Origin of the sequence: Sphingopyxis sp. Q841 (assembly GCF_052384365.1) — a bacterium.
Classification (GTDB): Bacteria; Pseudomonadota; Alphaproteobacteria; order Sphingomonadales; family Sphingomonadaceae; genus Sphingopyxis; species Sphingopyxis terrae_A.
The window spans coordinates 50894-70276 of record NZ_JBQSUM010000001.1; the positions used below are offsets into that span (position 1 = coordinate 50894).

Annotated in this window: 18 protein-coding genes and 2 tRNA genes; 11 read left to right on the forward strand and 9 right to left on the reverse strand. The window is 64.3% G+C overall.

Annotated features, from left to right (window positions below; all coding sequences use genetic code 11):
- Window positions 1-28: 28 nt before the first annotated feature.
- Window positions 29-115, reverse strand: a tRNA-Tyr gene (locus tag ACT17R_RS00280).
- Between the two features lie 79 nt (window positions 116-194).
- Here ACT17R_RS00280 and rlmB point away from each other — a divergent pair.
- Window positions 195-962, forward strand: coding sequence for a 23S rRNA (guanosine(2251)-2'-O)-methyltransferase RlmB (gene rlmB / locus ACT17R_RS00285; protein WP_040589946.1), 768 nt, complete (start codon window positions 195-197; stop codon window positions 960-962).
- Between the two features lie 96 nt (window positions 963-1058).
- On the opposite strand, the gene ACT17R_RS00290 is transcribed toward rlmB, so the two are convergent.
- Window positions 1059-1376 (reverse strand): 2Fe-2S iron-sulfur cluster-binding protein, encoded by a 318-nt coding sequence (locus ACT17R_RS00290; RefSeq protein WP_003043571.1) that lies wholly within the window; start codon window positions 1374-1376, stop codon window positions 1059-1061.
- 99 nt (window positions 1377-1475) lie between these two features.
- Between ACT17R_RS00290 and ACT17R_RS00295 the strand changes: the two genes are divergently transcribed.
- The gene (locus tag ACT17R_RS00295) at window positions 1476-2093 is read left to right on the forward strand and encodes a DNA-3-methyladenine glycosylase family protein (RefSeq protein ID WP_003043574.1); all 618 of its coding nucleotides are present in this window, start codon (window positions 1476-1478) and stop codon (window positions 2091-2093) included.
- A gap of 121 nt (window positions 2094-2214) precedes the next feature.
- Here the strand turns inward: ACT17R_RS00295 and tig are convergent, their stop codons facing one another.
- Complete coding sequence (gene tig, locus ACT17R_RS00300; RefSeq protein WP_062902569.1) at window positions 2215-3801, reverse strand: trigger factor; 1587 nt, start codon at window positions 3799-3801, stop codon at window positions 2215-2217.
- An 88-nt stretch (window positions 3802-3889) separates the two neighbouring features.
- Window positions 3890-3974 (reverse strand) — tRNA-Leu (locus tag ACT17R_RS00305).
- A 169-nt stretch (window positions 3975-4143) separates the two neighbouring features.
- Between ACT17R_RS00305 and ACT17R_RS00310 the strand changes: the two genes are divergently transcribed.
- Complete coding sequence (locus ACT17R_RS00310) at window positions 4144-4353, forward strand: hypothetical protein (RefSeq protein WP_062903227.1); 210 nt, start codon at window positions 4144-4146, stop codon at window positions 4351-4353.
- A 61-nt stretch (window positions 4354-4414) separates the two neighbouring features.
- Window positions 4415-6109 (forward strand): amidohydrolase, encoded by a 1695-nt coding sequence (locus tag ACT17R_RS00315; RefSeq protein ID WP_444808772.1) that lies wholly within the window; start codon window positions 4415-4417, stop codon window positions 6107-6109.
- Between the two features lie 36 nt (window positions 6110-6145).
- Here ACT17R_RS00315 and gatB read toward each other — a convergent pair whose 3' ends face one another.
- From gatB to ACT17R_RS00335, 4 genes are all read right to left on the reverse strand, one after another.
- Window positions 6146-7612 carry an Asp-tRNA(Asn)/Glu-tRNA(Gln) amidotransferase subunit GatB gene (gene gatB, locus ACT17R_RS00320; protein WP_444808773.1) on the reverse strand — a complete coding sequence of 489 codons (1467 nt, stop codon included), beginning with the start codon at window positions 7610-7612 and terminating at the stop codon, window positions 6146-6148.
- 97 nt (window positions 7613-7709) lie between these two features.
- Complete coding sequence (gene gatA, locus ACT17R_RS00325; RefSeq protein WP_186402034.1) at window positions 7710-9191, reverse strand: Asp-tRNA(Asn)/Glu-tRNA(Gln) amidotransferase subunit GatA; 1482 nt, start codon at window positions 9189-9191, stop codon at window positions 7710-7712.
- Window positions 9192-9318: 127 nt separating this feature from the next.
- Window positions 9319-9621 carry an Asp-tRNA(Asn)/Glu-tRNA(Gln) amidotransferase subunit GatC gene (gene gatC / locus ACT17R_RS00330; RefSeq protein ID WP_058811578.1) on the reverse strand — a complete coding sequence of 101 codons (303 nt, stop codon included), beginning with the start codon at window positions 9619-9621 and terminating at the stop codon, window positions 9319-9321.
- 101 nt (window positions 9622-9722) lie between these two features.
- Entirely contained in the window at window positions 9723-11501 is a 1779-nt protein-coding gene (locus ACT17R_RS00335; RefSeq protein ID WP_186402035.1) for a DUF4153 domain-containing protein, read from the reverse strand.
- Between the two features lie 79 nt (window positions 11502-11580).
- Here ACT17R_RS00335 and ACT17R_RS00340 point away from each other — a divergent pair, with 79 nt between their 5' ends.
- The 7 genes from ACT17R_RS00340 (at window position 11581) to ACT17R_RS00370 (ending at window position 18988) form a co-directional block, all read left to right on the forward strand.
- Window positions 11581-12870: a DUF3089 domain-containing protein gene (locus ACT17R_RS00340; RefSeq protein ID WP_444808774.1), complete on the forward strand. Its 1290-nt coding sequence runs from the start codon at window positions 11581-11583 to the stop codon at window positions 12868-12870.
- A 58-nt stretch (window positions 12871-12928) separates the two neighbouring features.
- A complete protein-coding gene (gene ruvX, locus ACT17R_RS00345; protein WP_263588762.1) occupies window positions 12929-13387 on the forward strand; it encodes a Holliday junction resolvase RuvX in 459 nt (152 codons plus the stop codon).
- Between the two features lie 41 nt (window positions 13388-13428).
- Entirely contained in the window at window positions 13429-13779 is a 351-nt protein-coding gene (locus tag ACT17R_RS00350) for a DUF1294 domain-containing protein (protein WP_186402038.1), read from the forward strand.
- Between the two features lie 13 nt (window positions 13780-13792).
- On the forward strand, window positions 13793-14788 hold the full coding sequence (locus tag ACT17R_RS00355) for an aspartate carbamoyltransferase catalytic subunit (protein ID WP_062902575.1): 996 nt from the start codon (window positions 13793-13795) through the stop codon (window positions 14786-14788).
- Complete coding sequence (locus ACT17R_RS00360; protein ID WP_234178792.1) at window positions 14779-15993, forward strand: dihydroorotase; 1215 nt, start codon at window positions 14779-14781, stop codon at window positions 15991-15993. Before ACT17R_RS00355 ends, ACT17R_RS00360 begins: the two co-directional genes overlap by 10 nt.
- Before the next feature lie 108 nt (window positions 15994-16101).
- On the forward strand, window positions 16102-17493 hold the full coding sequence (locus ACT17R_RS00365) for a peptide MFS transporter (protein WP_082819980.1): 1392 nt from the start codon (window positions 16102-16104) through the stop codon (window positions 17491-17493).
- A gap of 31 nt (window positions 17494-17524) precedes the next feature.
- The gene (locus ACT17R_RS00370; protein ID WP_186402042.1) at window positions 17525-18988 is read left to right on the forward strand and encodes a tetratricopeptide repeat-containing sulfotransferase family protein; all 1464 of its coding nucleotides are present in this window, start codon (window positions 17525-17527) and stop codon (window positions 18986-18988) included.
- A 20-nt stretch (window positions 18989-19008) separates the two neighbouring features.
- Here ACT17R_RS00370 and ACT17R_RS00375 read toward each other — a convergent pair whose 3' ends face one another.
- Window positions 19009-19380 (reverse strand): tRNA-binding protein, encoded by a 372-nt coding sequence (locus tag ACT17R_RS00375; protein WP_186402043.1) that lies wholly within the window; start codon window positions 19378-19380, stop codon window positions 19009-19011.
- Window positions 19381-19383 lie beyond the last annotated feature (3 nt).

The window sequence follows — 19383 nt, forward strand, 5'->3', positions numbered from 1 at the left end:
TTTCAGGAGATGCCCTCGGACCGGAGGGTGGTGGACAGGGCTGGATTCGAACCAGCGTACGGGAAACCCGGGCAGATTTACAGTCTGCTGCCTTTAACCACTCGGCCACCTGTCCATGGGGTCCGCGTTGGGAAGCGGTCCAATGGCGAAAGGAGTCTTGCCTGTCAATGGCAGTCATGGGAAAGGCCGCCGCTATGAGACAATTTTCCCGTCATCGCCGCCCACAGGGGCAGACTCCGCGCGGTCAGGGCGTCCGTTTCTGGGGACGCCACGCCGTTCTGGCCGCGCTCGCGAACCCCGAACGTCGCGTCAAGCGAATCTGGGGGACGCGCGAAGCGCTCGGCCAGCTCGATTTGCCGCCGGTTGTTCCCATCAGTTTTGCCGACGTTGCAGACCTAGCGCGGCTCGTCGCGCGCGATGCCCCGCATCAGGGGCTGGTGATCGAGGTCGATCCGCTCGACGAAATCTATCTCGGCGATCTTTTGCAGGACGAAGTCGATGCGGAGAGCAAGCGGCCGATCGTCGTCCTCGACCAGGTCACCGATCCGCACAATATCGGCGCGGTGCTGCGCTCCGCCGCGGCTTTCGACGCCGCCGCTATCGTCACGCAGGACCGCCACAGCCCGCCCGAAAGCGGCGTGATCGCACGCTCGGCATCGGGCGCGCTCGAAACCGTGCCGTGGGTTCGCGTCGTCAATCTGTCGCGGGCGCTCGAGGAAATCGCCGAAGCGCAATATTGGCGAATCGGCCTGACGGGCGACACCGAAACGACGCTGGGAGACACGCTGGACGGCAGCAAGGTCGCGCTGGTGCTCGGGTCCGAAGGCGACGGCATGCGGCACAATGTCATGGAACATTGCGACGTGCTGGCAAAGCTCCCCATCTCGCCGCGGATGGAGAGCCTCAACATCTCGAATGCTGCGGCGATCGCGCTCTACGCGGTCGCGACGGCTGGAGCCTGAGCCCATGAGCAGTCACCCCGGCGAAGGCCGGGGTCTCAACTTCGCGTTATAGCTGAACCGTCGAGATCCCGGCCTTCGCCGGGATGACGAATGGAATCAATCTTCGGCGGCGATCCGCACCTTCAGCCCGTCGAGCGCGTCGCTGAACGGGATCTGGCACGACAGGCGCGAGGTGTCGTCGCGGTCGCTGGTCGAATCGAGCAGATCATTCTCGTCCTCGCTCATCGCCGGAAGCGCCGCGGCGTCGCCCGCCTCGACATGGACGTGGCAGGTCGCGCACGAGCAGCAGCCGCCGCACAGCGCGAGCAGTTCGTCGAAACCGGCGTCGCGGATATTTTCCATCACGGTCAGGCTGGTATCGCCCTCGATTTCATGTTCGGTTCCGTCGCGCGTCACGACAATCAGCTTGGCCATGCTCGTCCCCATAGTTTCGATTCGGCAGGGCTATGTCGTGCGTTGCGTGGCAAATCAAGCGTTGCTAATGACGGCAGCCGGAACAAAAGGAGAATATCAATGGGGCTGTCGCAGGAGCAATTGAACGCCGGGATCGATGCGCTTGCGGCGCGCGAGCCCAATTTCGCGCGCGCGCTGGGCAATGCCGGCTATCCCGAACCGCGCATCCGCGAGCCCGGCTATACGACGTTGCTGCGTACCATCGTCGGCCAGCAGGTCAGCGTCGCAGCGGCAACCTCGATCTGGAACAAGCTGGAAGCGGGTTTCGGGGCGGGTTGCCCCGCCGAGGTGATGGCGGCCGCGGAGTTCGACGCCCTTCGCGCCTGCGGCCTCTCGGCGCAAAAGCAGGGCTATGCCAAAAGTCTCGCGCAACTCGTGCTCGATGGCGAGCTCGATTTCGCCGCCCTCCCTGCCGATGATGAAGAGGCGATCGCGCTGCTGACAAAGGTCAAGGGCATCGGACGCTGGTCGGCCGAAATCTATCTGCTCTTTGCCGAGGGGCGTCCCGACATCTGGCCCGCCGGCGACCTGGCGGTCCAGGAGGCCGTGGGCCGCATCCTCCGCCTCGACGCACGCCCGAGCGAGAAGCGCGTCCGCGAAATCGGCGAGGCATGGCGTCCCCACCGCGGCGCCGCCGCCATCTTCAGCTGGCATTGCTACAATATGGATGTGATTTAGCCACGCGGTCGGTCCCCCACCCTCGTCATTCCCGCGAAAGCGGGAACCGGGTAGCCGCGCCAAACAAAAAGGCCGGGCGGAGCATCCTCCACCCGGCCTTCATTGTTTCATCGCCGCAGGATCAATCCTTGGCGGCAGCCTTTTTGGCCGGAGCCTTTTTCGCAGGCGCCTTCTTGGCGGCTGCCGGCTTTTCCTCGGCATCGGCCTTGGCCGCAGCCTTCTTCGCCGGCGCCTTCTTTGCCGGAGCTTCGGCCTTTTCGGCCTTGGCTTCGTCCTTCACCGCGTCCTTCTTGGCAGCGGGCTTTTTCGCAGCCGCCTTTTTGGCGGGCTTGGCGTCATGATCATGGTCGTGGCCACAGCCCGGACCATGGACATGGTCGTCATCGGCTTCGATCGCGGCTTCCAGCTCTTCGCGGGTCACTTCGCGATCGCTGATTTCCGCCTTTTCAAACAGGAAGTCGACGACCTTGTCCTCGTACAGCGGAGCGCGAAGCTGCGCCGCCGCGAGCGCGTCCTGCTGGACATATTCGACGAAGCGCTGGCGGTCTTCGGGGCGATATTGCTGCGCCGCCTGCATGACCAGACGCTGCATCTCCTGCGCGCTGACCTGCACGCCATGCGCCTGGCCGATCTCCGAGAGGAGCAGGCCAAGGCGGACGCGGCGCACCGCGATGCTGCGATATTCGTCGCGATCCTTTTCGAGTTCGGCCTTCGCCGCTTCGGGATCGGCTTCGTGGCTCGCTTCATGTTCGAGCTGCTGCCAGATCTGTCCGAATTCGGCTTCGACCATCGTCGGCGGCACATCGAAATCGTGGCTCGCGGCGAGCTGGTCGAGCAGCTTGCGCTTCATATAGGTGCGCGTCAGGCCATTATGTTCCTGTTCGACCTGGCCCTGCATAAGCTCCTTGAGCTTTTCCAGGCTCTCGAGGCCGAGCGACTTGGCGAACTCGTCGTCGATCGCGGTCTTGGCGGGAACCTTCACTTCCTTCACCTTCACGGCGAATTCGGCGGGCTTGCCCTTCAGATTTTCGACCGGATATTCGTCGGGGAAGCTGACCTTCACGGTCTTTTCGTCACCGACCTTCACGCCGACGAGCTGATCCTCGAAACCGGGGATGAGCTGGCCCGAACCGATTTCGACCGCCATGTCTTCGCCCGTGCCGCCATCGAAGGCGACGCCATCGACGCTGCCGGCGAAGTCGATGATGACCTGATCGCCGGTCGCGGCTTTCTTGGTCTTGGGCGCCTCTTCGAAGCGCTTCATCTGCGCGGCGAATTCCTCGATCTTGGCCATCACGGCCGCATCGTCGGCCGCGACGGTCAGGCGCTCGAGCTTCAGCCCGTCGATCGACGGCGCCTCGATTTCGGGCAGCACTTCGAGCGCGACCGTCAACTCGGCGTCCTTGCCGCGTTCATAGCCGTCGTCCAGGCTGACGGCAGGCTGCAGCGCCGGACGAAGCTTTTCCTTCGTCATCAGATCGCGCACGCCGGCATCGATCGCCTTGTTCAGCGCGTCGGCCGACAGCGCTTCGCCGTGCATCTTGCGGATCAGGTTCGGCGGCACCTTGCCGGGGCGGAAGCCGGGCATGCGCACGGTCGGCGCGATCGCCTTGACTTCGTCATCGACGCGCGCGTCGATGTCCTTCGCGGTGATGGTCAGGCGATATTCGCGCTTCAGGCCTTCGTTCAGCGTTTCGACGGTCTTCATTGCCTTGGTCTTATCCTTGCTCAAAATCTCGTATCGCAAACCCGGCCCGAAAGCTGGGTTCTTCTATCCGACCTCGCTCTTACGGAAGTGGTGCGGGCGAAGGGACTCGAACCCCCACATCTTGCGATACTGGTACCTAAAACCAGCGCGTCTACCAATTCCGCCACGCCCGCATGAGCTGTCGGCCGGGTGCACGAATCCATGCGCTGTGCCGCGCACGCCCGTGCGGGCCGGGCGGGGCTATAGCAGACGCGTGGCCGAGGGCAAGGGCGGAAAGCCGCGATATTCCGTGAGCGGAACGATGAACGCGGCTATAGGTTGTTGGAGTCCAAGGAGACGATCATGACCAGCGGCACCAACAGCCTGCCTGACCCCCTTCCCAAGCCCAAGCCCGATATCATCGAGCCGCAGTCGCCGCCCGAAAGACCGGCGCAACCCACGCCACACGAAGACCCCGCGGGGCAGCCGCAGGAAATACCCGGAAGCCCCGGCGGCGGCGATATCGACGAGCCCGGCCGCGGCCCCGATGAAGCGCCGCCGCAGCACATTTAGTTTGCTAAGCGCTTGACCGTTCCCCTTCCCCGCCGCCAAGAAGGCCGCGGGAGAGAGGGCTATGAAAAAGACCATTGGGGCGTTCGCCCTTTTCGCCGCGCTGACCGTGCAGTCAGCGGGCGCGCAGGATCGTCCGACCATCTATCGCGGCGGACCGATTGTCACGATGGACGGCGACACGCCGCATCTGGCCAAGGCCGTCGTCGCCAGCGACGGCAAGATAATTTTCGTCGGCGATGAAAAGGGCGCGCGCCGCGCCGCCGGCAAGGACGCCGTGATCCACGATCTCGCCGGTGCGACGATGCTGCCTGGCTTCGTCGACGCCCATTCGCATTTCGCCGTCGCGCTCCAGATGTCGGGCGGGCTCGACCTGTGGGACAAGTCGCTGCCGCCCGTCACCGACATCGCCAGCCTGCAAGGCGTGGTCCGCGATTTCATAGCGCGGCGCGCCATTCCAAAGGGCGGCTGGGTGGTCGTGTGGCAATATAATGACGAAGCGCTGAAAGAGCGGCGTCATATCGCCCGCGCCGAGCTCGACGCGGTATCGCCCGATCACAAGATCGTCGTGCTGCACATCTCGCTCCACGGGCTCGTCGCGAACAGCGCAGCACTCGCCGCGGCGGGGCTGTCGGACGCGAGCCAGCCGCCGCCGGGCGGGCTGATGTTGCGCGACGACGCCGGACGGCTGAACGGCGTGCTGCTCGAAAAGGCGATGTACCAGATGCTGCCCGCGATGCCGCAGCCGACGGCGGAACAGAAGCTCGCGATGCTCGATGCGGCGCAGGCGCGCTATTTCGCCGAAGGCTACACCCATGCGCAGGACGGCGCGACCTCGCCCGCCGACCTGGGCTTTTTCACCAGCGATGCGGCCCGCGCGCGGCTCAAGATCGATCTGGCGCTGCTGCCCATCTATACCGGACTCGACGCGTTGCTCGCGAACCCTGACATCCGCTTCCGCACCTACCAAGGCCATGTGAAGATCGAGGGGGTCAAGTTCATCCTTGACGGCAGCCCGCAGGCACGCACCGCCTATTTCACGCGCGATTACGAACGCGGCAGCCCGAGCGGCGACCACCCGTGGCACGGGCAGCCGATCGTCAGCCAGGAAGAGTTCGACACGCTGGCCCGCAAGGTCTACGACCGCGGCTGGCAGATATTCGTCCACGCCAATGGCGACGCCGCGATCGACATGGCGATCAAGGGCTTCGATGCACTGGGGATCAAGGCCGCCGACGATCGCCGCCCGATTGTCATTCACTCGCAGTTCCAGCGCCCTGACCAATTGCCCGCCTATGCCCGCATCGGTGTCGGCCCGGCCTATTTCTCAAACCACACCTGGTATTGGGGTGACGTCCACCGCAGCAATTTCCCGAAGGAGGTGGTCGATTTCATCAGCCCCTTCCGTGCCGCGCGCGAAGCCGGCCTGATCGCGTCGAACCACAGCGATTTCAGCGTTACGCCGCTCGACACGCGCTTCATGCTCTGGACGTCGATGGCGCGCGTCTCCCCCACCGGCGTCGTCGCCGGCGCCGACCAGCGGCTTGACGCCTATGAAGGATTGCAGGCGCTCACGACCGCTCCCGCGTGGCAGGTTTTCGAGGAGAATCGCAAGGGTCGCATCAAGGCCGGGCTGCTCGCCGACTTCGTGATCCTCGACAAAAATCCGCTGGCGTCGCCGGTCGATGCCATCAAGGACATCAAGGTGCTGGAAACGGTGAAGGAAGGCCGGACGGTGTGGAAGGCGTCCGCCAACTAAGGGTGGCCGCCCTCCCCTCCAACATTGCCAGCGCCTTCAGGAAAGCGCCTTTTTCAGCAGCTCGTTCACGACCTGCGGGTTCGCCTTGCCCTGCATCGCCTTCATCGTCTGACCGACGAAGAAGCCGAACAGCGCTTCCTTGCCCCCCTTATACTGCTCGACCTTGTCGGCATTGGCGGCAAGAACCTTGGCGATTTCGGCCTCGATCGCGCCCGTGTCGCTCGTCTGCTTGAGGCCCTCGCGATCGACGATCGCGGCTGCGCCGTCGCCGGTTTCGAGCATCTTTTCGAAGACCTGTTTCGCAATCGTGCCCGAAATCGTGCCGTCGGCAACCAGGCCGAGCAGTTCGCCCGCCTGCGCCGGGGTCACCGGGCAATCGCCGATGTCCTTGCCGAGACGGTTTAGTGCGCCGAACAGCTCGCTGGTCACCCAGTTCGCCGCCGCCTTGGGCTCGGCGCCGGTTTCGAGCAGTGCGTCGAACCAGCGCGCGTTTTCGACCTCGGCGGTCAACACGTCGGCATTATAGGGCGAAATGCCCAGCCCCAGGTAGCGCGCGCGCTTGGCGTCGGGCAGTTCGGGCAAGCTGGCGCGGCACTCGGCGAGGAAGTCATCGTCGAGTTCGAGCGGCAACAGATCGGGATCGGGGAAATAGCGATAGTCGTGCGCGTCTTCCTTCGACCGCATCGTGCGCGTCGTTCCCGTGTCGGGGTTGAAGAGGCGCGTTTCCTGGTCGACCGTGCCGCCGGCCTCCAGCACCTCGACCTGGCGCTTTGCTTCATATTCGATCGTCTGCATGACGAAGCGCACCGAGTTCACATTCTTCGTCTCGGTGCGCGTGCCGAATTCGTCGCCGGGCTTGCGGACGCTGACGTTGACGTCGGCGCGCATCGAGCCTTCTTCCATATTGCCGTCGCACGATCCGACATAGCGCAGGATCGCACGCAGCTTGCGGACATAGGCCCCGGCCTCGGCGGGCGAGCGCATGTCGGGCTTCGACACGATTTCCATCAGCGCGACGCCCGAACGGTTCAAATCGACGAACGACATCGTCGGATGCTGGTCGTGCATCAGCTTGCCGGCATCCTGCTCGACATGGATGCGTTCGATGCCGATCACCTTGTCGGCGGCGATTCCGGCCTTCTCATCGGCCTCGATATGCAGCGAGCCTTCGCCGACAAGCGGATGATAGAGCTGGGAAATCTGGTATCCCTGCGGCAGATCGGCGTAGAAATAATTCTTGCGGTCGAAGCGCGACCATTTGTTGATCTGCGCATCGATCGCCATGCCGGTGCGCACCGCCTGGCGGATGCACTCGCGGTTCGGCACCGGCAGCATGCCCGGCATCGCGGCGTCGACTAGGCTCACCTGCGTATTGGGTTCGGCCCCGAAGGCCGTCGCGGCGCCCGAGAACAGCTTGGCGTTGGAGGTGACCTGCGCATGGACCTCGAGGCCGATCACGACCTCCCACTCGCCGGTTTCGCCCTTGATGCGATAATCAGACATCTTCGTTCCTTCTTGTATCCCCGCGAAGGCGGGGATCCAGTGCGGGGCAGCGCTAGGCCGCTCTGGGCTCCCGCCTTCGCGGGAGCACACCGCTAAATCACCACCACTTCTCAGCCCGCGCGGTGAAACCCGCGCGCTCCTCGATCGCCAGCCCGGCGTTGAGTACGCCCTGCTCGTCAAACGCCTTGCCGATGATCTGCAAGCCGAGCGGCAGCCCTTCGCGGTTCAGGGCCGCGGGGACCGACATCGCGGGGAGGCCGGCGAGGCTCGCGGGCACCGCGAATACGTCGTTCAAATACATCGACAGCGGATCGGCGGTTTTTTCGCCCAAACCGAACGCCGCCGACGGCGCGGTCGGCGCGAGGATCACGTCGCACGTCTCGAACGCCGCGGTAAAGTCGCGCGAGATCAGCGCCCGCACCTTTTGCGCCTGCGTGTAATAGGCGTCGTAGAAGCCCGCCGAGAGCACATAGGTGCCGATCATGATGCGGCGCTTGACCTCGGGACCGAAGCCGTCGGCACGCGTCGCGGCGTACATGTCCTGCAAGCCCGCACCCTGCGGCAGATCGCGCAAACCATAGCGCACGCCGTCATAGCGCGCGAGGTTCGACGAGGCCTCGGCCGGCGCGATGATATAATAGGTCGGCAGCGCATATTTGGTGTGCGGCAGGCTGATCTCGACGACCTCGGCCCCCGCATCCTTCAACATCGCGATGCCGGCGTCCCACATTGCGTCGATCTCGGGATCGATGCCCTCAAGGCGATATTCTTTGGGAATACCGACCTTTTTGCCTTTGAGATCGCTCGACAAGGCCGCTTCCCAATTCGGCACGGGCAGATCGAGGCTGGTCGCATCCTTCGGATCGAAGCCCGCCATATTTTCGAGCATGATCGCGCAGTCGCGAACATCGCGCGCCATCGGCCCCGCCTGGTCGAGCGAGCTGGCGAAAGCGACGATGCCCCAGCGCGAGCAGCGGCCATAGGTCGGCTTGATGCCCGAAATGCCCACGAAAGCCGCGGGCTGGCGGATCGAGCCGCCGGTGTCGGTGCCGGTCGCCGCAGGGCAGAGCCGCGCCGCTATCGCTGCAGACGAACCGCCCGACGACCCGCCCGGCGCGAGCGCGGCATTACCGCCGTCGTTGCGCTTCCACGGGCTGATCACATTGCCGAAATAGCTCGTCTCGTTCGACGAGCCCATCGCGAACTGGTCGAGGTTGAGCTTGCCGAGCATCCCGCAACCCGCGTCCCACAATTTCTGGCTGACGGTCGATTCGTACCGCGGCACAAAGCCTTCGAGCATATGGCTCGCGGCGGTCGTCTGGACGCCGTTCGTCGCGAACAGATCCTTCATGCCGATCGGCACGCCCGACAGCGGCTTCAGCGTTCCGGCCGCGCGGTCGGCATCCGCCACTTTGGCGGCCTCAACCGCGCGGTCGGGCGTTTCCACGATGAAGGCATTGAGCGCCTTGGCCGCGGCGACGTTCGCGTTGAACGCCTCGGCCACTTCGACGGCCGAAAAATCACCGGCGCGGTGGCCGTCGCGGATTTCTGCAACGGTGAGATTCGTAAGATCTGTCATTTCCCAAACCCGCTCGTGCTGAGCTTGTCGAAGCACCGTTCTTCATTTTTCGAACGGTGAAGAGAAGAACCGCCCGTCTCCCGGACTTGATCCGGGGTCAGGGCAAACGGAAAAAGAGCAAGGCGTATCATTCGATCACCTTCGGCACGCCAAAGAAGCCGTGCTGCGGTTCGGGCGCATTGGCAAGAATATCGTCGCGGCGGCCCCCGCCGGTCAGCGGGTCGGCATCAACCACATCGTCGCGCAGGCGCAGCGTGTTCGGGATGACGGCGGTCATCGGCTCGACGCCGGTCACATCGACCTCGCCCAATTGCTCGACCCAGCCGAGGATACCATTGAGTTCGCCTTCCATCGCCGCCGCTTCGTCATCGGTGATGGCGATGCGCGCGAGCGACGCAATTTTCCGGACTGTTGCTTGATCGATTGCCATGTCTGTCGCCTTATCGGGAGAAGCAGCGCCGCTAGCACCCTCGCCGCACCGCATCAACTATGATCCTGACCGCCGCGGCGCGGCTAGATCGAGTGACGCCCCTATTCGAAATTGCCGCCCACGGCCTTGCCGCCAACGAAAAGCTGCCGGCGCTGGACCGTGCGCAGCTCGACCGGCGCCTTTACCAGATCGTCGACGGTCAGCGCCGTGTCACCGCGCGATGCGCTGTCGCCCAACGCATAGTTCGGGCTCCAGCGGCCGTTGGCGTCGCGTTCGAGCATCATCACCCGCGCCTGCCCCCGTCCGATCACCGCGACGCGCTGATCCGACAGCCAGTAGAGAATGCAGGGTGCATCGCGGCACCATTGCTGCTCCTCGATCGCTTTTTCGAAATCCGGAATCAGGGTCCGCCCGGCCGGCAGGACGCGAACCTTGTCGGCGAGCGGCGTTGCGCGATAGGCGACTTCCGCCGCATCGCCGTCATCGCCGGGGCCCAAGTCCCAGCGGTTCTTCGCGCTCATGGCGATTTTCGCGCGGTTCGCGCGTGCCTTGTCCGGCGACTTGGCGAGACGCGCCAACGCCTGCCGCCCGCTCGGCCCAAAATCGAACGCCAGCGCCGCCCAGTCGAACTTGTCCGCACCGACCTTGCCGCTTTCCAGTCGTGCAAGCTGATCGCGCGTTGCGATCGCGCCGAAATCGACGATAGGAAGCGCCAGAAAACCTGCAAGCAGGACCAGCCCGATCGCCAATTTCTGTTGCAGCGGCCGCAACAGATCGTCGAAATCATGCCGTCCCCGGACGACCGACCACAGCCCCGATATGCCATAGGCGACGGCGATTACCGCCGCGATCACGCCCCACAGCCGCTCGGGCGTCCAGCCATATTGGAGCACGCGCAGGTGCATCGAATAAAAGGCAATGACCGCGAGCGGCAGAACCACCGCGACCAGCGCCGCCGCCGCGACGTGCAGCAGCAGGTTGCCCGCACGCTCTTCGCGGCCATTGCCGATCGCCGCATTCGCGAGCAACACGGCAAAGGCAGCCGCCGCCATCATCAGCGCCGCAGTCGAAAAACCCGATCGCCACAAGGGTTGCAGGCCCGTCCCGACAAGCGACAGCAAAAAGATCAGCAACGCCGCGGCGAGCACCGGGGCGAGCACCGAAAGCACGATCATCACCAGTCGCTGCAGTGTCGCGACGAGCTTGTCGCGTTCACGCAGCAGCCCCACTGCGCCGCCGAACGCCGCCCCTGCGAGCATCCATCCGAACCATTCTCCCCGCAGCAGTTCGCGGATCAGATCGATGCCGATCAGGTGGAACATTTCGCCGATCAGCACGGTGAGCAGGAAGGAAAGGCCGACGAACGCCAGCGATGCCGCCCCGATCACCGCATCGGTCCAGGCGTGGCTGTGCAGCCTGTCGTAGGGCATCTGCCACAGCTTCCAGAACCGTCCGTCGGGCGCGACGTCACGGCGCGTCTGAAAGAGCGGCGTTGCGACCAGGACCGCCAGCAGCCCCGACCAAAAGGGCCATTCAAAGGGCGAGGCATCGAAATTATAGCCTGCCCCGTTCCACACGATCAGCGCCATGATCGCGCCCCACAGGAGCGCGAAGCCCGCGGCCCAATGCACGCGGCGGATTTCCATGCCGAGCGTGAACACCAGCGTTGCGACCGCGACGAAGGTCGCGAGCGCCATTCGCCAACGGTCAAGCGGATCGCCATAGTCATGGTCGACGCAGGCGTGGAAAAGCAGGCCCGCGGTCGCGCAAAGCGCCGCCATGACCCAGGGGCGCTGAGGCCACGGCGGGTCACTGTCGTCGAGGCGAGTGGAAAGCATGGGCGAATCGGGCGCGGCGCCGCTAGCGATGCTGTCGGTCATGCCCCACATCTGGGCTTGTTTGATGGCGCCGCGCAAGCCAGATAGCACACCCATATCTCCCGCCGCATGGAGCCCCGACTTGGCCCGCAAATTCCTTTATTTCATCGCCGCGATCATTCTGATGATACTCGGTGTCGGCATTGCCTATCAGCTCAATCCCGGCTGGTTCGGCCGCGTTGCCTTCGTTCCGAACACCGAATTCAAACCGCAAGCGGCGGTGGCGGCCAACGCCTATGACGATCCCAAAATGTGGATCGCCCGCCCCGGCCTGCCCGACGACCCGTCGGCCTGGCGTCCGCCCGCCGCCGAAGCGGAGGCCGGAGGCGGCGAAGGCGAGGCAAGTGCCCCTGAACCGAGCGCGCGTCCGCTGATTGCGCCCGCAAAGGCGGCCGAAGCAGCGGGAGCGGCACCGATCGCGCCGCTCGGCGATGCCGCGGTCTTTTTCGTCCACCCGACAAGCTATTACAGCAAGGCGAGCTGGAACGCGCCGCTCGGCGATGCCGACGCCGATTACCGCGCCACGCTGTTCGTGCGCGGCATGGCAAGCGCATTCGGCGATGCGGGCGCCATATGGGCGCCGCGCTATCGCCAGGCGACGCTCGGCGCGTTTCTGGCCGAAGACCGCGTCACGGCGAGCAAGGCGATCGACGCCGCCTACCGCGACGTCGAACAGGCATTCGACGCCTTTCTCGCGGCGATCCCCAAGGACAAGCCGATCATTCTCGCGGGCCATAGCCAGGGCGCGCTGCATCTGACGACGCTGCTGAAGAACCGTATCGCGGGCACGCCGCTCGCGAAGCGTATCGTGGCCGCCTATGTCATCGGCTGGCCCATCAGCCGCGATACCGATATGGCCGCGCTTGGCCTGCCCGCTTGCGACAAGCCCGATCAAAAAGGCTGTATTCTGTCATGGGCAAGCTTTGCCGAGCCCGCCGATACGTCGATGGTCACCGGCGCCTATGATGGCACGATCGGCTTCGACGGGCGGCCGCGCGCCGGCACGCGCATGCTCTGTACCAACCCGCTCACCGGCACGCCCGATGCCGCCGCAGGACCGGAGGCGAACATCGGCACGCTCAAACCGTCCGATGGCTTCCGCAAGGGCGAGCTCATCACCGGCAAGGTTGGCGCCAAATGCGACGACGATCGCGGTTTCCTGATGATCGGGGACGCCGACGCGGCACAGCATTTCGTCGTTGCGGGCTATGTGCTGCCCGGCAACAATTATCATGTCTATGACATCACCCTGTTCTGGGCGAACGTCCGGGCCGATGCGCTGCGGCGTCTCGCTGCGTTCGAGGAGAAGGCGTCGCCGGTGTCGCCCCCGGCAGCGCCGGTTGCGGCGACGACGCCCACCTCTAAATCCTAACATCGTCATTGCTTCGCTTCGCTCGCAATGACGCGGCTTTAGGGTTAAGGGCAGCCCGATGATTACCACCACCGCCTCCGATTTTTCTGCCGCCCTGCCCCGCGGCGGCCGCCTGATGGGCCTCGATGTCGGAACCAAGACGATCGGTGTTGCGCTGTGCGACGCGGGGTGGAGCTTCGCAACGCCCGACAAGACGATCGTCCGCAAGAAATTCACGGTCGATCTGGAGGCGCTCAAGGCGCTGGTCGCAGCACAGTCCGTGGTCGGCATCGTCGTCGGCCTGCCGCTCAATATGGACGGTAGCGACAGCCCGCGCACCCAAAGCACCCGCGCCTTCGCCCGCAACCTCGCGCCGCTTGCGCTACCTCTGTTACTCTGGGACGAGCGCTGGTCGACCGCCGCGGTCGAGCGCGCGATGATCGCGGCCGACGTCAGCCGCGCCAAGCGCGCCGAGCGCGTCGACAGCGCGGCCGCCGCCTTCATCCTGCAGGGCGCGATCGACGCGCTGGTGCGCTGACCTTAACATTTCGCGGGTATTTCGCGGTTATACGGCCGAAAATGACCGCCTATATTCTCTATTGGCTTGTCGCGGCCAACCTGATCGCTTTTGCGCTGATGGTAATCGACAAGCAGCGCGCCGACAAAGGGCTTTGGCGCATCCGCGAAGCGACGCTACTCGACTGGGCAAGGATCGGCGGCGCGATCGGGGCCGTCGCGGCGTCACGCCTCGTTCGCCACAAGACGCGCAAACAGCCTTTCGCCGACGATATGCATTTTCTGTTCGCGATGGAACTCGTGCTCCTGGCCTTGTGGGCGCTCGGCCTCTTCGATCCGCTCCTGTCCGAAGCGGCAAGCAAAGTCGGTCCCTCCCTGTCTACGGCGCTTGCCTATTTGCGCGCTGCGACCTAAAGGCTCGGCTTTGATGACAAGCGCAACTCCTCGACCCGCCAGCGACTATCCGCCCGGCGGCGATGCCTTTCGCCATCGCCACCTGACCGGCATCGCCCAGCTCACCCCGTGGGAGATTTCCTACATCCTGGATGCCGCCGAAGAGTGGGTCGAACTCAATCGCAGCGGCGCGGCGAAGCATGACGACCGGCTCAAGGGGCTGACGATCATCAACGCCTTTTTCGAAAATTCGACGCGCACGCTCCTATCGTTCGAGATCGCGGGCAAGCGCCTTGGTGCCGACGTCGTGAACATGCACGCCGCGCAGTCGAGCGTGAAGAAGGGTGAGACGCTGATCGACACGGCGATGACGCTGAATGCGATGCGCGCCGACGCGATGGTGATCCGCCATGCGTCGTCGGGCGCGGTGCAGCTGATTGCCGACAAGGTCGATTGCCCGGTGCTCAACGCGGGCGACGGGCGCCACGAACATCCGACGCAGGCGCTGCTCGATGCGCTGACCATCCGCCGCCGGCTCGGACGCGTCGAAGGGCTGACGATCGCGATCTGCGGCGACGTATTGCACAGCCGCGTCGCGCGTTCGAACATCCTGGCGCTCACTCTGCTCGGCAATGAGGTGCGCGTCGTCGCGCCGCCGACGCTGACGCCGCCCGCGATGGAACGGATGCATGTCGCGACCTTCACCGACATGGACGAGGGGCTGAAAGGCGCAGACGTCGTAATGATGCTGCGTTTGCAGAACGAACGCATGGACGGCGCCTATCTGCCGAGCGCGCGCGAATATCACGCGCTCTACGGCCTGACGCCGCAGCGGCTGGACAAGGCGAAGCCCGATGCGATCGTCATGCACCCCGGCCCGATGAACCGCGGGGTCGAGATCGACAGCAATGTCGCCGACGATCCCGCGCGCTCGACGATTACCGAACAGGTCGAAATGGGGGTAGCGGTGCGCATGGCCTGCCTCGACATATTGACGCGCCGCAAGCGGGAGGTGCCGGGATGGAACTGAAGCCCCTTCTGATCGCCAATGCGCGCCTGCTCGGCGGCGAACCGGGTAGCCTGCTGGTTGCGGGCGGCCGCATCGCGGCGCTGAACCCGTCGGAAACGCCGGAGGGCACCGAAACGATCGACGCCAAGGGCCAATGGCTCGCCCCCGGCATCATCGATTTCGGCGTCTTCGCGACCGACAAGCCGGCCTTTCACTTCGGCGGCATCACGCGCGCGGCGCTGATGCCCGACAGCGGCCCGCTCGACGGCGCGGGTCTGGTCGAACGCGCCGCGAAGGGCGGCAAGCCCGACCTATGGGTTCACCCGCTCGCCGCCGCGACCAAGGGCCTCGCCGGCGCCGAACTCGCCGAGATCGGCCTGATGCAGCAGGCGGGCGCGCGCGCGGTCGCCACCGGACGCGCACGCATCGCCGATGCCGGCGTCATGCGCCGCGTTCTGTCCTACGCCGCGTCGCTCGGCCTTACCGTTATCGCTCATTCCGAGGACGAAGGGCTGACCGCCGGCGCGGTTGCGACCGATGGCGAGATGGCGACGCGGCTCGGCCTTGCCTCTGCGCCCGCGATCGCAGAGGCGATGGCGATCACACGCGACATCATGCTTGTCGAGGAAACCGGCGCGCCGATCCACTTCCGCCAGGTCACCACGGCGCGCGGGCTCGAAATTGTCCGCGCCGCCAAGGCGAAAGGCCTGCCCGTCACCTGCAGCATCACGCCCGCCCACCTGTTCCTGTCGGACACGGCGATCGGCGATTTCCGCACCTTTGCCCGCCTGTCGCCGCCGCTGCGCAGCGAGGATGACCGGCACGCCTGCCTCTCCGCCATCGCCGACGGCACGATCGACGTGCTCGCGTCGGGCCACGATCCGCGCGGCCCCGAAGACAAGCGCCTGCCCTTCGCCGAAGCGCTCCCGGGCATGGCGGGCGCCGAGACGTTGCTCGCGATGGGGCTGCAACTGGTGCGCGACGGTCATGTCACCCCGGCGCGCCTGTTCGATCTCCTCGCCGCGACGCCGGCGAAGTTGCTCGGGCTCGACGCGGGGACGCTGACGGTGGGTAGTGATGCCGACCTGATCCTGATCAACGAGGGCGCGCCGTGGCAGGTCGATGCGAAGCGGATGGCCGCCTGGGCGGGCAACACGCCCTTCGACGGCATGCCGGTGCAGGGCCGCGTCACCGCGCTATGGAAGGGCGGCCAGCGGATTCGCTGACCGCTCCACCGCGCCGGGTCGCAGGAGAGCCCGCCGCCGTTCGTCGATTGTGTCTGGAAAGTTTCATTTGCAACATTAGGGTCGCCCGAAATTTCGGGGAGTGACCATATGACGATTGCCGAGGCGACGCCGGATTTCGAAGAGGGCATGGACCGCGCCGACCGCGCCTTTCTGGGCCATCCCAAGGGACTCGGATATCTGGCTTTCGTCGAAGGGTGCGAGCGTTTTTCCTATTATTCGATGCAGACTTTGCTCGTCCTTTACATGGTCAAATATCTGCTGCTGCCCGAACATGCGAGCGGGGTCTTCGGACTGGAATGGTTGCGCGGCTGGTACGGCGGGATCGACGGCCAACCCTTCGCGTCGAAGATTTTCGGCGATTATACCTCGCTCGTTTATCTGACTCCGATCGCCGGCGGCTTCATCGCCGACCGCTGGCTCGGACGGCGCGCGACGTTGATCGCCGGCGGCCTGATCATGGCGATCGGTCATTTCCTGATGGCGTTCGAGGGCGCCTTCCTCTTCGCCCTGCTCGCGCTGATCGTCGGCGTGGGACTGTTCAAGGGCAATATCGCGAGCCAGGTCGGCGAACTTTACAAGCCCGGCGATCTGCGCCGTGCGATGGCGTTCCAGATCTTTTACATCGCGATCAACGTCAGCGTCATCGCCGCGCCGCTGATTTCGGGTACGCTGGGCGAAAAGGTCGGCTGGCATTGGGGGTTCGGCACCGCGGGCGTGGTGATGGTTATCGGCCTGATCCTCTATATCATGGCGGGACCATGGCTGCCCGCCGACAATCGGCCTGCGAAAGGCGCGGCTGCGAAAGCGAGCGAACCGATGTCGCGGCAGGACTGGCTGCGCGTCGTCGCGGTGCTGACGCTGGTGCCGGTGATGGCGGTCGCGCTGCTCACCAATCAGGAAATCTTCAACGCCTATCTGGTCTGGGCCGATCAGCATTTCCAGCTCACCTTCTTTGGTGAGACGCTGCCGACGAGCTGGATGATCACCATCGACGCGGCGGCGAGCTTCTCGATGCTCGCCGCGGTCGCCGCCTTCTATGTCTGGTACGGCAAGCGCCACCGCGAACCCGACGAGTTGGGCAAGATGATCATCGGCAGCGTCTTCACCATCGCCGGCGGACTCTGCCTCGTCATGGCGGCGGCGACGCAGGGTGACGGCAAGATCGGGCTGTTCTGGCCCGTGATGTTCCATCTGCTCAACAGCGTCGGCTTTGCGCATATCCTGCCCGTCAGCCTCGCGCTGTTCACCAAGCTGGCACCGAAGGCACTCAACGCGACGATCGTCGGCATTTATTACCTCGCTTTCTTCGGCGCGAACAAGATCGTCGGCGAGGTGGGCACGTGGTATTCGTCGATGCCGACGACCAGTTTCTGGCTGTTCCACGTCGCAACCGCCGCGGTCGGGCTGGTCGCGTTTATCCTCTTCAAGCTGTTCCTCGCGAAAAGGCTGATGGGTGGACCCGTTAAGCATGTGAGTTGAGCCCGGCATGTCGTCGACCAACCTCACACGCATGCGGACGCTGCTCTCTCAAGGCCGTTTTGCGGAGGCGGAACTTCAGGCACGAGATATTCTGGCAACCTCGAACAATGCGTATGAAGCACACGCATTGCTCGGACAATTCGCAGCGCGTCGTGGCGAAACGGCGTTGGCCCTGTATCACCTTGACCGGGGCACGCCGCCAGGTGAAGCACCTCACCCAGATCTGCTCGCTGCGCGCGGCGCTGCACTTGCCCGCGCCGGGCAATACGAACTGGCGGCGATGCAGTTAACGGCAAGCATAGACGGGAGCAGCGACCCGCTTGGGGTATTGCTCCGCTTAGGTTGGGTATTCGAAAGGCTTGATCGATTCGACGATCTCCGTGCAATTTTGGAGAGGGCCGACAAACTCGCAGCGCAATTGGGGCAGGATATCTCAGTTAGGACTGCGATTCTGAAGATGCGCACGGACGAATGGGAAACGGCGCTCGACATACTCGACCGAGCAAGTTCGATTTCCGGATCCGACAGGTTGGCACGCGGTCGACTGCGGGATCGCGCGGGCCGTTACGACGATGCGTGGGGAGATTTTGTCGCCGGCAAAGCGGAGATCGCGGCCTCAGAGAAGTTATCATATCCTGCTGCTCGCCTGACGGCACATCACGATCGAGTCATCGATATATTTTCAGCAGACTTTATCAATGCATTGCCCCGCGCACCGAAGAATGATCGCTTGCCTCAGCCGATCTTCGTCACGGGGCCGCCGCGGTCGGGCACGACGCTTTTCGAACAGCTGATAAGCGCTGATCAAATGGTCAGTGCGCGTGGCGAACTTCCCTTCGCGTTCCATCTCGTTCAACATATTTCTACGCAGTTCGGCAGCTATCCCGATGGCTTGGCGTCGCTCGGAAATGTTACAAAAGATCGCTTGGCTGTCGCGCTTCGCGACCTCTATTCAGGACTAGCCTCCGCCGACGCAGATACGGCTCAGGCGCCACACTTCGTGGATAAAATGCCGTTCAACGAACAGTTTTTGCCTCTTCTCACGATGGCGTTTCCGGAATCGCCGTTCATAGTGATGACTCGCCATCCCCTCGACGTTGTCGTTTCAATGATGTCGCATCATCTGACGCATGGATATAATTGCGCACTCAACCCGCTCAATGCAGCACATCATCTCGCGGCTATCGATAGACTTACCGCACATTGGGAAGCTGCCGGGTGCCTGCTGTATCGTCAGTCATATGAGCAACTGGTCGCCGATCCAGTAACGGCCGGAGAGCGGCTCAGCGTTGCAACCGGCCTCAGCTTTCCCGCGGCCAATTCCGTCGAAGTTACTTCAACGCCCGCAACGCCCGCAACGCCCAGCTATGCGCGCGCGCGCGGCCCGGTTAGCAAAGATGCGGTGTTTCGCTGGCGAAACTATGGACATCATCTAAGTGCTGCGATGCCGATTATTGCGCCTCTGGTCGCCCGCCATGGATACGATCTTGATTGAACATATTGTGTTAAGCTCATTCAGAACAGCCGAGCTCCATCGGGTACCACACGATCGGGAGCAAAGAGGATCACCTCGCCCGCCGCGTCGGCGAAACCCAGCGTCAGCACTTCGGACATGAACTTGCCGATCTGGCGCGGAGGAAAGTTGACGACCGCCGCAACCTGCCGACCCGGCAAATCCTCGAGCGCGTAGCGCGCGACGATCTGCGCGCTGCTCTTCTTGACGCCGATCGCGGGGCCAAAATCGATCTTCAGCTTGAACGCCGGCTTGCGCGCTTCGGGAAAAGGCTCGGCCGCGACGATCGTGCCGACGCGGATATCGACGCGCAGGAAATCGTCGAAGGCGATGGGCTCCGCAGCGGGGGCTGCGGCGTCGTGATTCAGGTGCATTCC

Excerpts from the sequence above, each read along its gene's own strand:
- rlmB (WP_040589946.1), top strand. The coding sequence starts at position 195 with ATGAGACAATTTTCCCGTCATCGCCGCCCACAGGGGCAGACTCCGCGC.
- ACT17R_RS00290 (WP_003043571.1), bottom strand. The coding sequence starts at position 1,376 with ATGGCCAAGCTGATTGTCGTGACGCGCGACGGAACCGAACATGAAATC.
- ACT17R_RS00295 (WP_003043574.1), top strand. The coding sequence starts at position 1,476 with ATGGGGCTGTCGCAGGAGCAATTGAACGCCGGGATCGATGCGCTTGCG.
- tig (WP_062902569.1), bottom strand. The coding sequence starts at position 3,801 with ATGAAGACCGTCGAAACGCTGAACGAAGGCCTGAAGCGCGAATATCGC.
- ACT17R_RS00310 (WP_062903227.1), top strand. The coding sequence starts at position 4,144 with ATGACCAGCGGCACCAACAGCCTGCCTGACCCCCTTCCCAAGCCCAAG.
- ACT17R_RS00315 (WP_444808772.1), top strand. The coding sequence starts at position 4,415 with ATGAAAAAGACCATTGGGGCGTTCGCCCTTTTCGCCGCGCTGACCGTG.
- gatB (WP_444808773.1), bottom strand. The coding sequence starts at position 7,612 with ATGTCTGATTATCGCATCAAGGGCGAAACCGGCGAGTGGGAGGTCGTG.
- gatA (WP_186402034.1), bottom strand. The coding sequence starts at position 9,191 with ATGACAGATCTTACGAATCTCACCGTTGCAGAAATCCGCGACGGCCAC.
- gatC (WP_058811578.1), bottom strand. The coding sequence starts at position 9,621 with ATGGCAATCGATCAAGCAACAGTCCGGAAAATTGCGTCGCTCGCGCGC.
- ACT17R_RS00335 (WP_186402035.1), bottom strand. The coding sequence starts at position 11,501 with ATGACCGACAGCATCGCTAGCGGCGCCGCGCCCGATTCGCCCATGCTT.
- ruvX (WP_263588762.1), top strand. The coding sequence starts at position 12,929 with ATGATTACCACCACCGCCTCCGATTTTTCTGCCGCCCTGCCCCGCGGC.
- ACT17R_RS00350 (WP_186402038.1), top strand. The coding sequence starts at position 13,429 with ATGACCGCCTATATTCTCTATTGGCTTGTCGCGGCCAACCTGATCGCT.
- ACT17R_RS00355 (WP_062902575.1), top strand. The coding sequence starts at position 13,793 with ATGACAAGCGCAACTCCTCGACCCGCCAGCGACTATCCGCCCGGCGGC.
- ACT17R_RS00360 (WP_234178792.1), top strand. The coding sequence starts at position 14,779 with ATGGAACTGAAGCCCCTTCTGATCGCCAATGCGCGCCTGCTCGGCGGC.
- ACT17R_RS00365 (WP_082819980.1), top strand. The coding sequence starts at position 16,102 with ATGACGATTGCCGAGGCGACGCCGGATTTCGAAGAGGGCATGGACCGC.
- ACT17R_RS00370 (WP_186402042.1), top strand. The coding sequence starts at position 17,525 with ATGCGGACGCTGCTCTCTCAAGGCCGTTTTGCGGAGGCGGAACTTCAG.
- ACT17R_RS00375 (WP_186402043.1), bottom strand. The coding sequence starts at position 19,380 with ATGCACCTGAATCACGACGCCGCAGCCCCCGCTGCGGAGCCCATCGCC.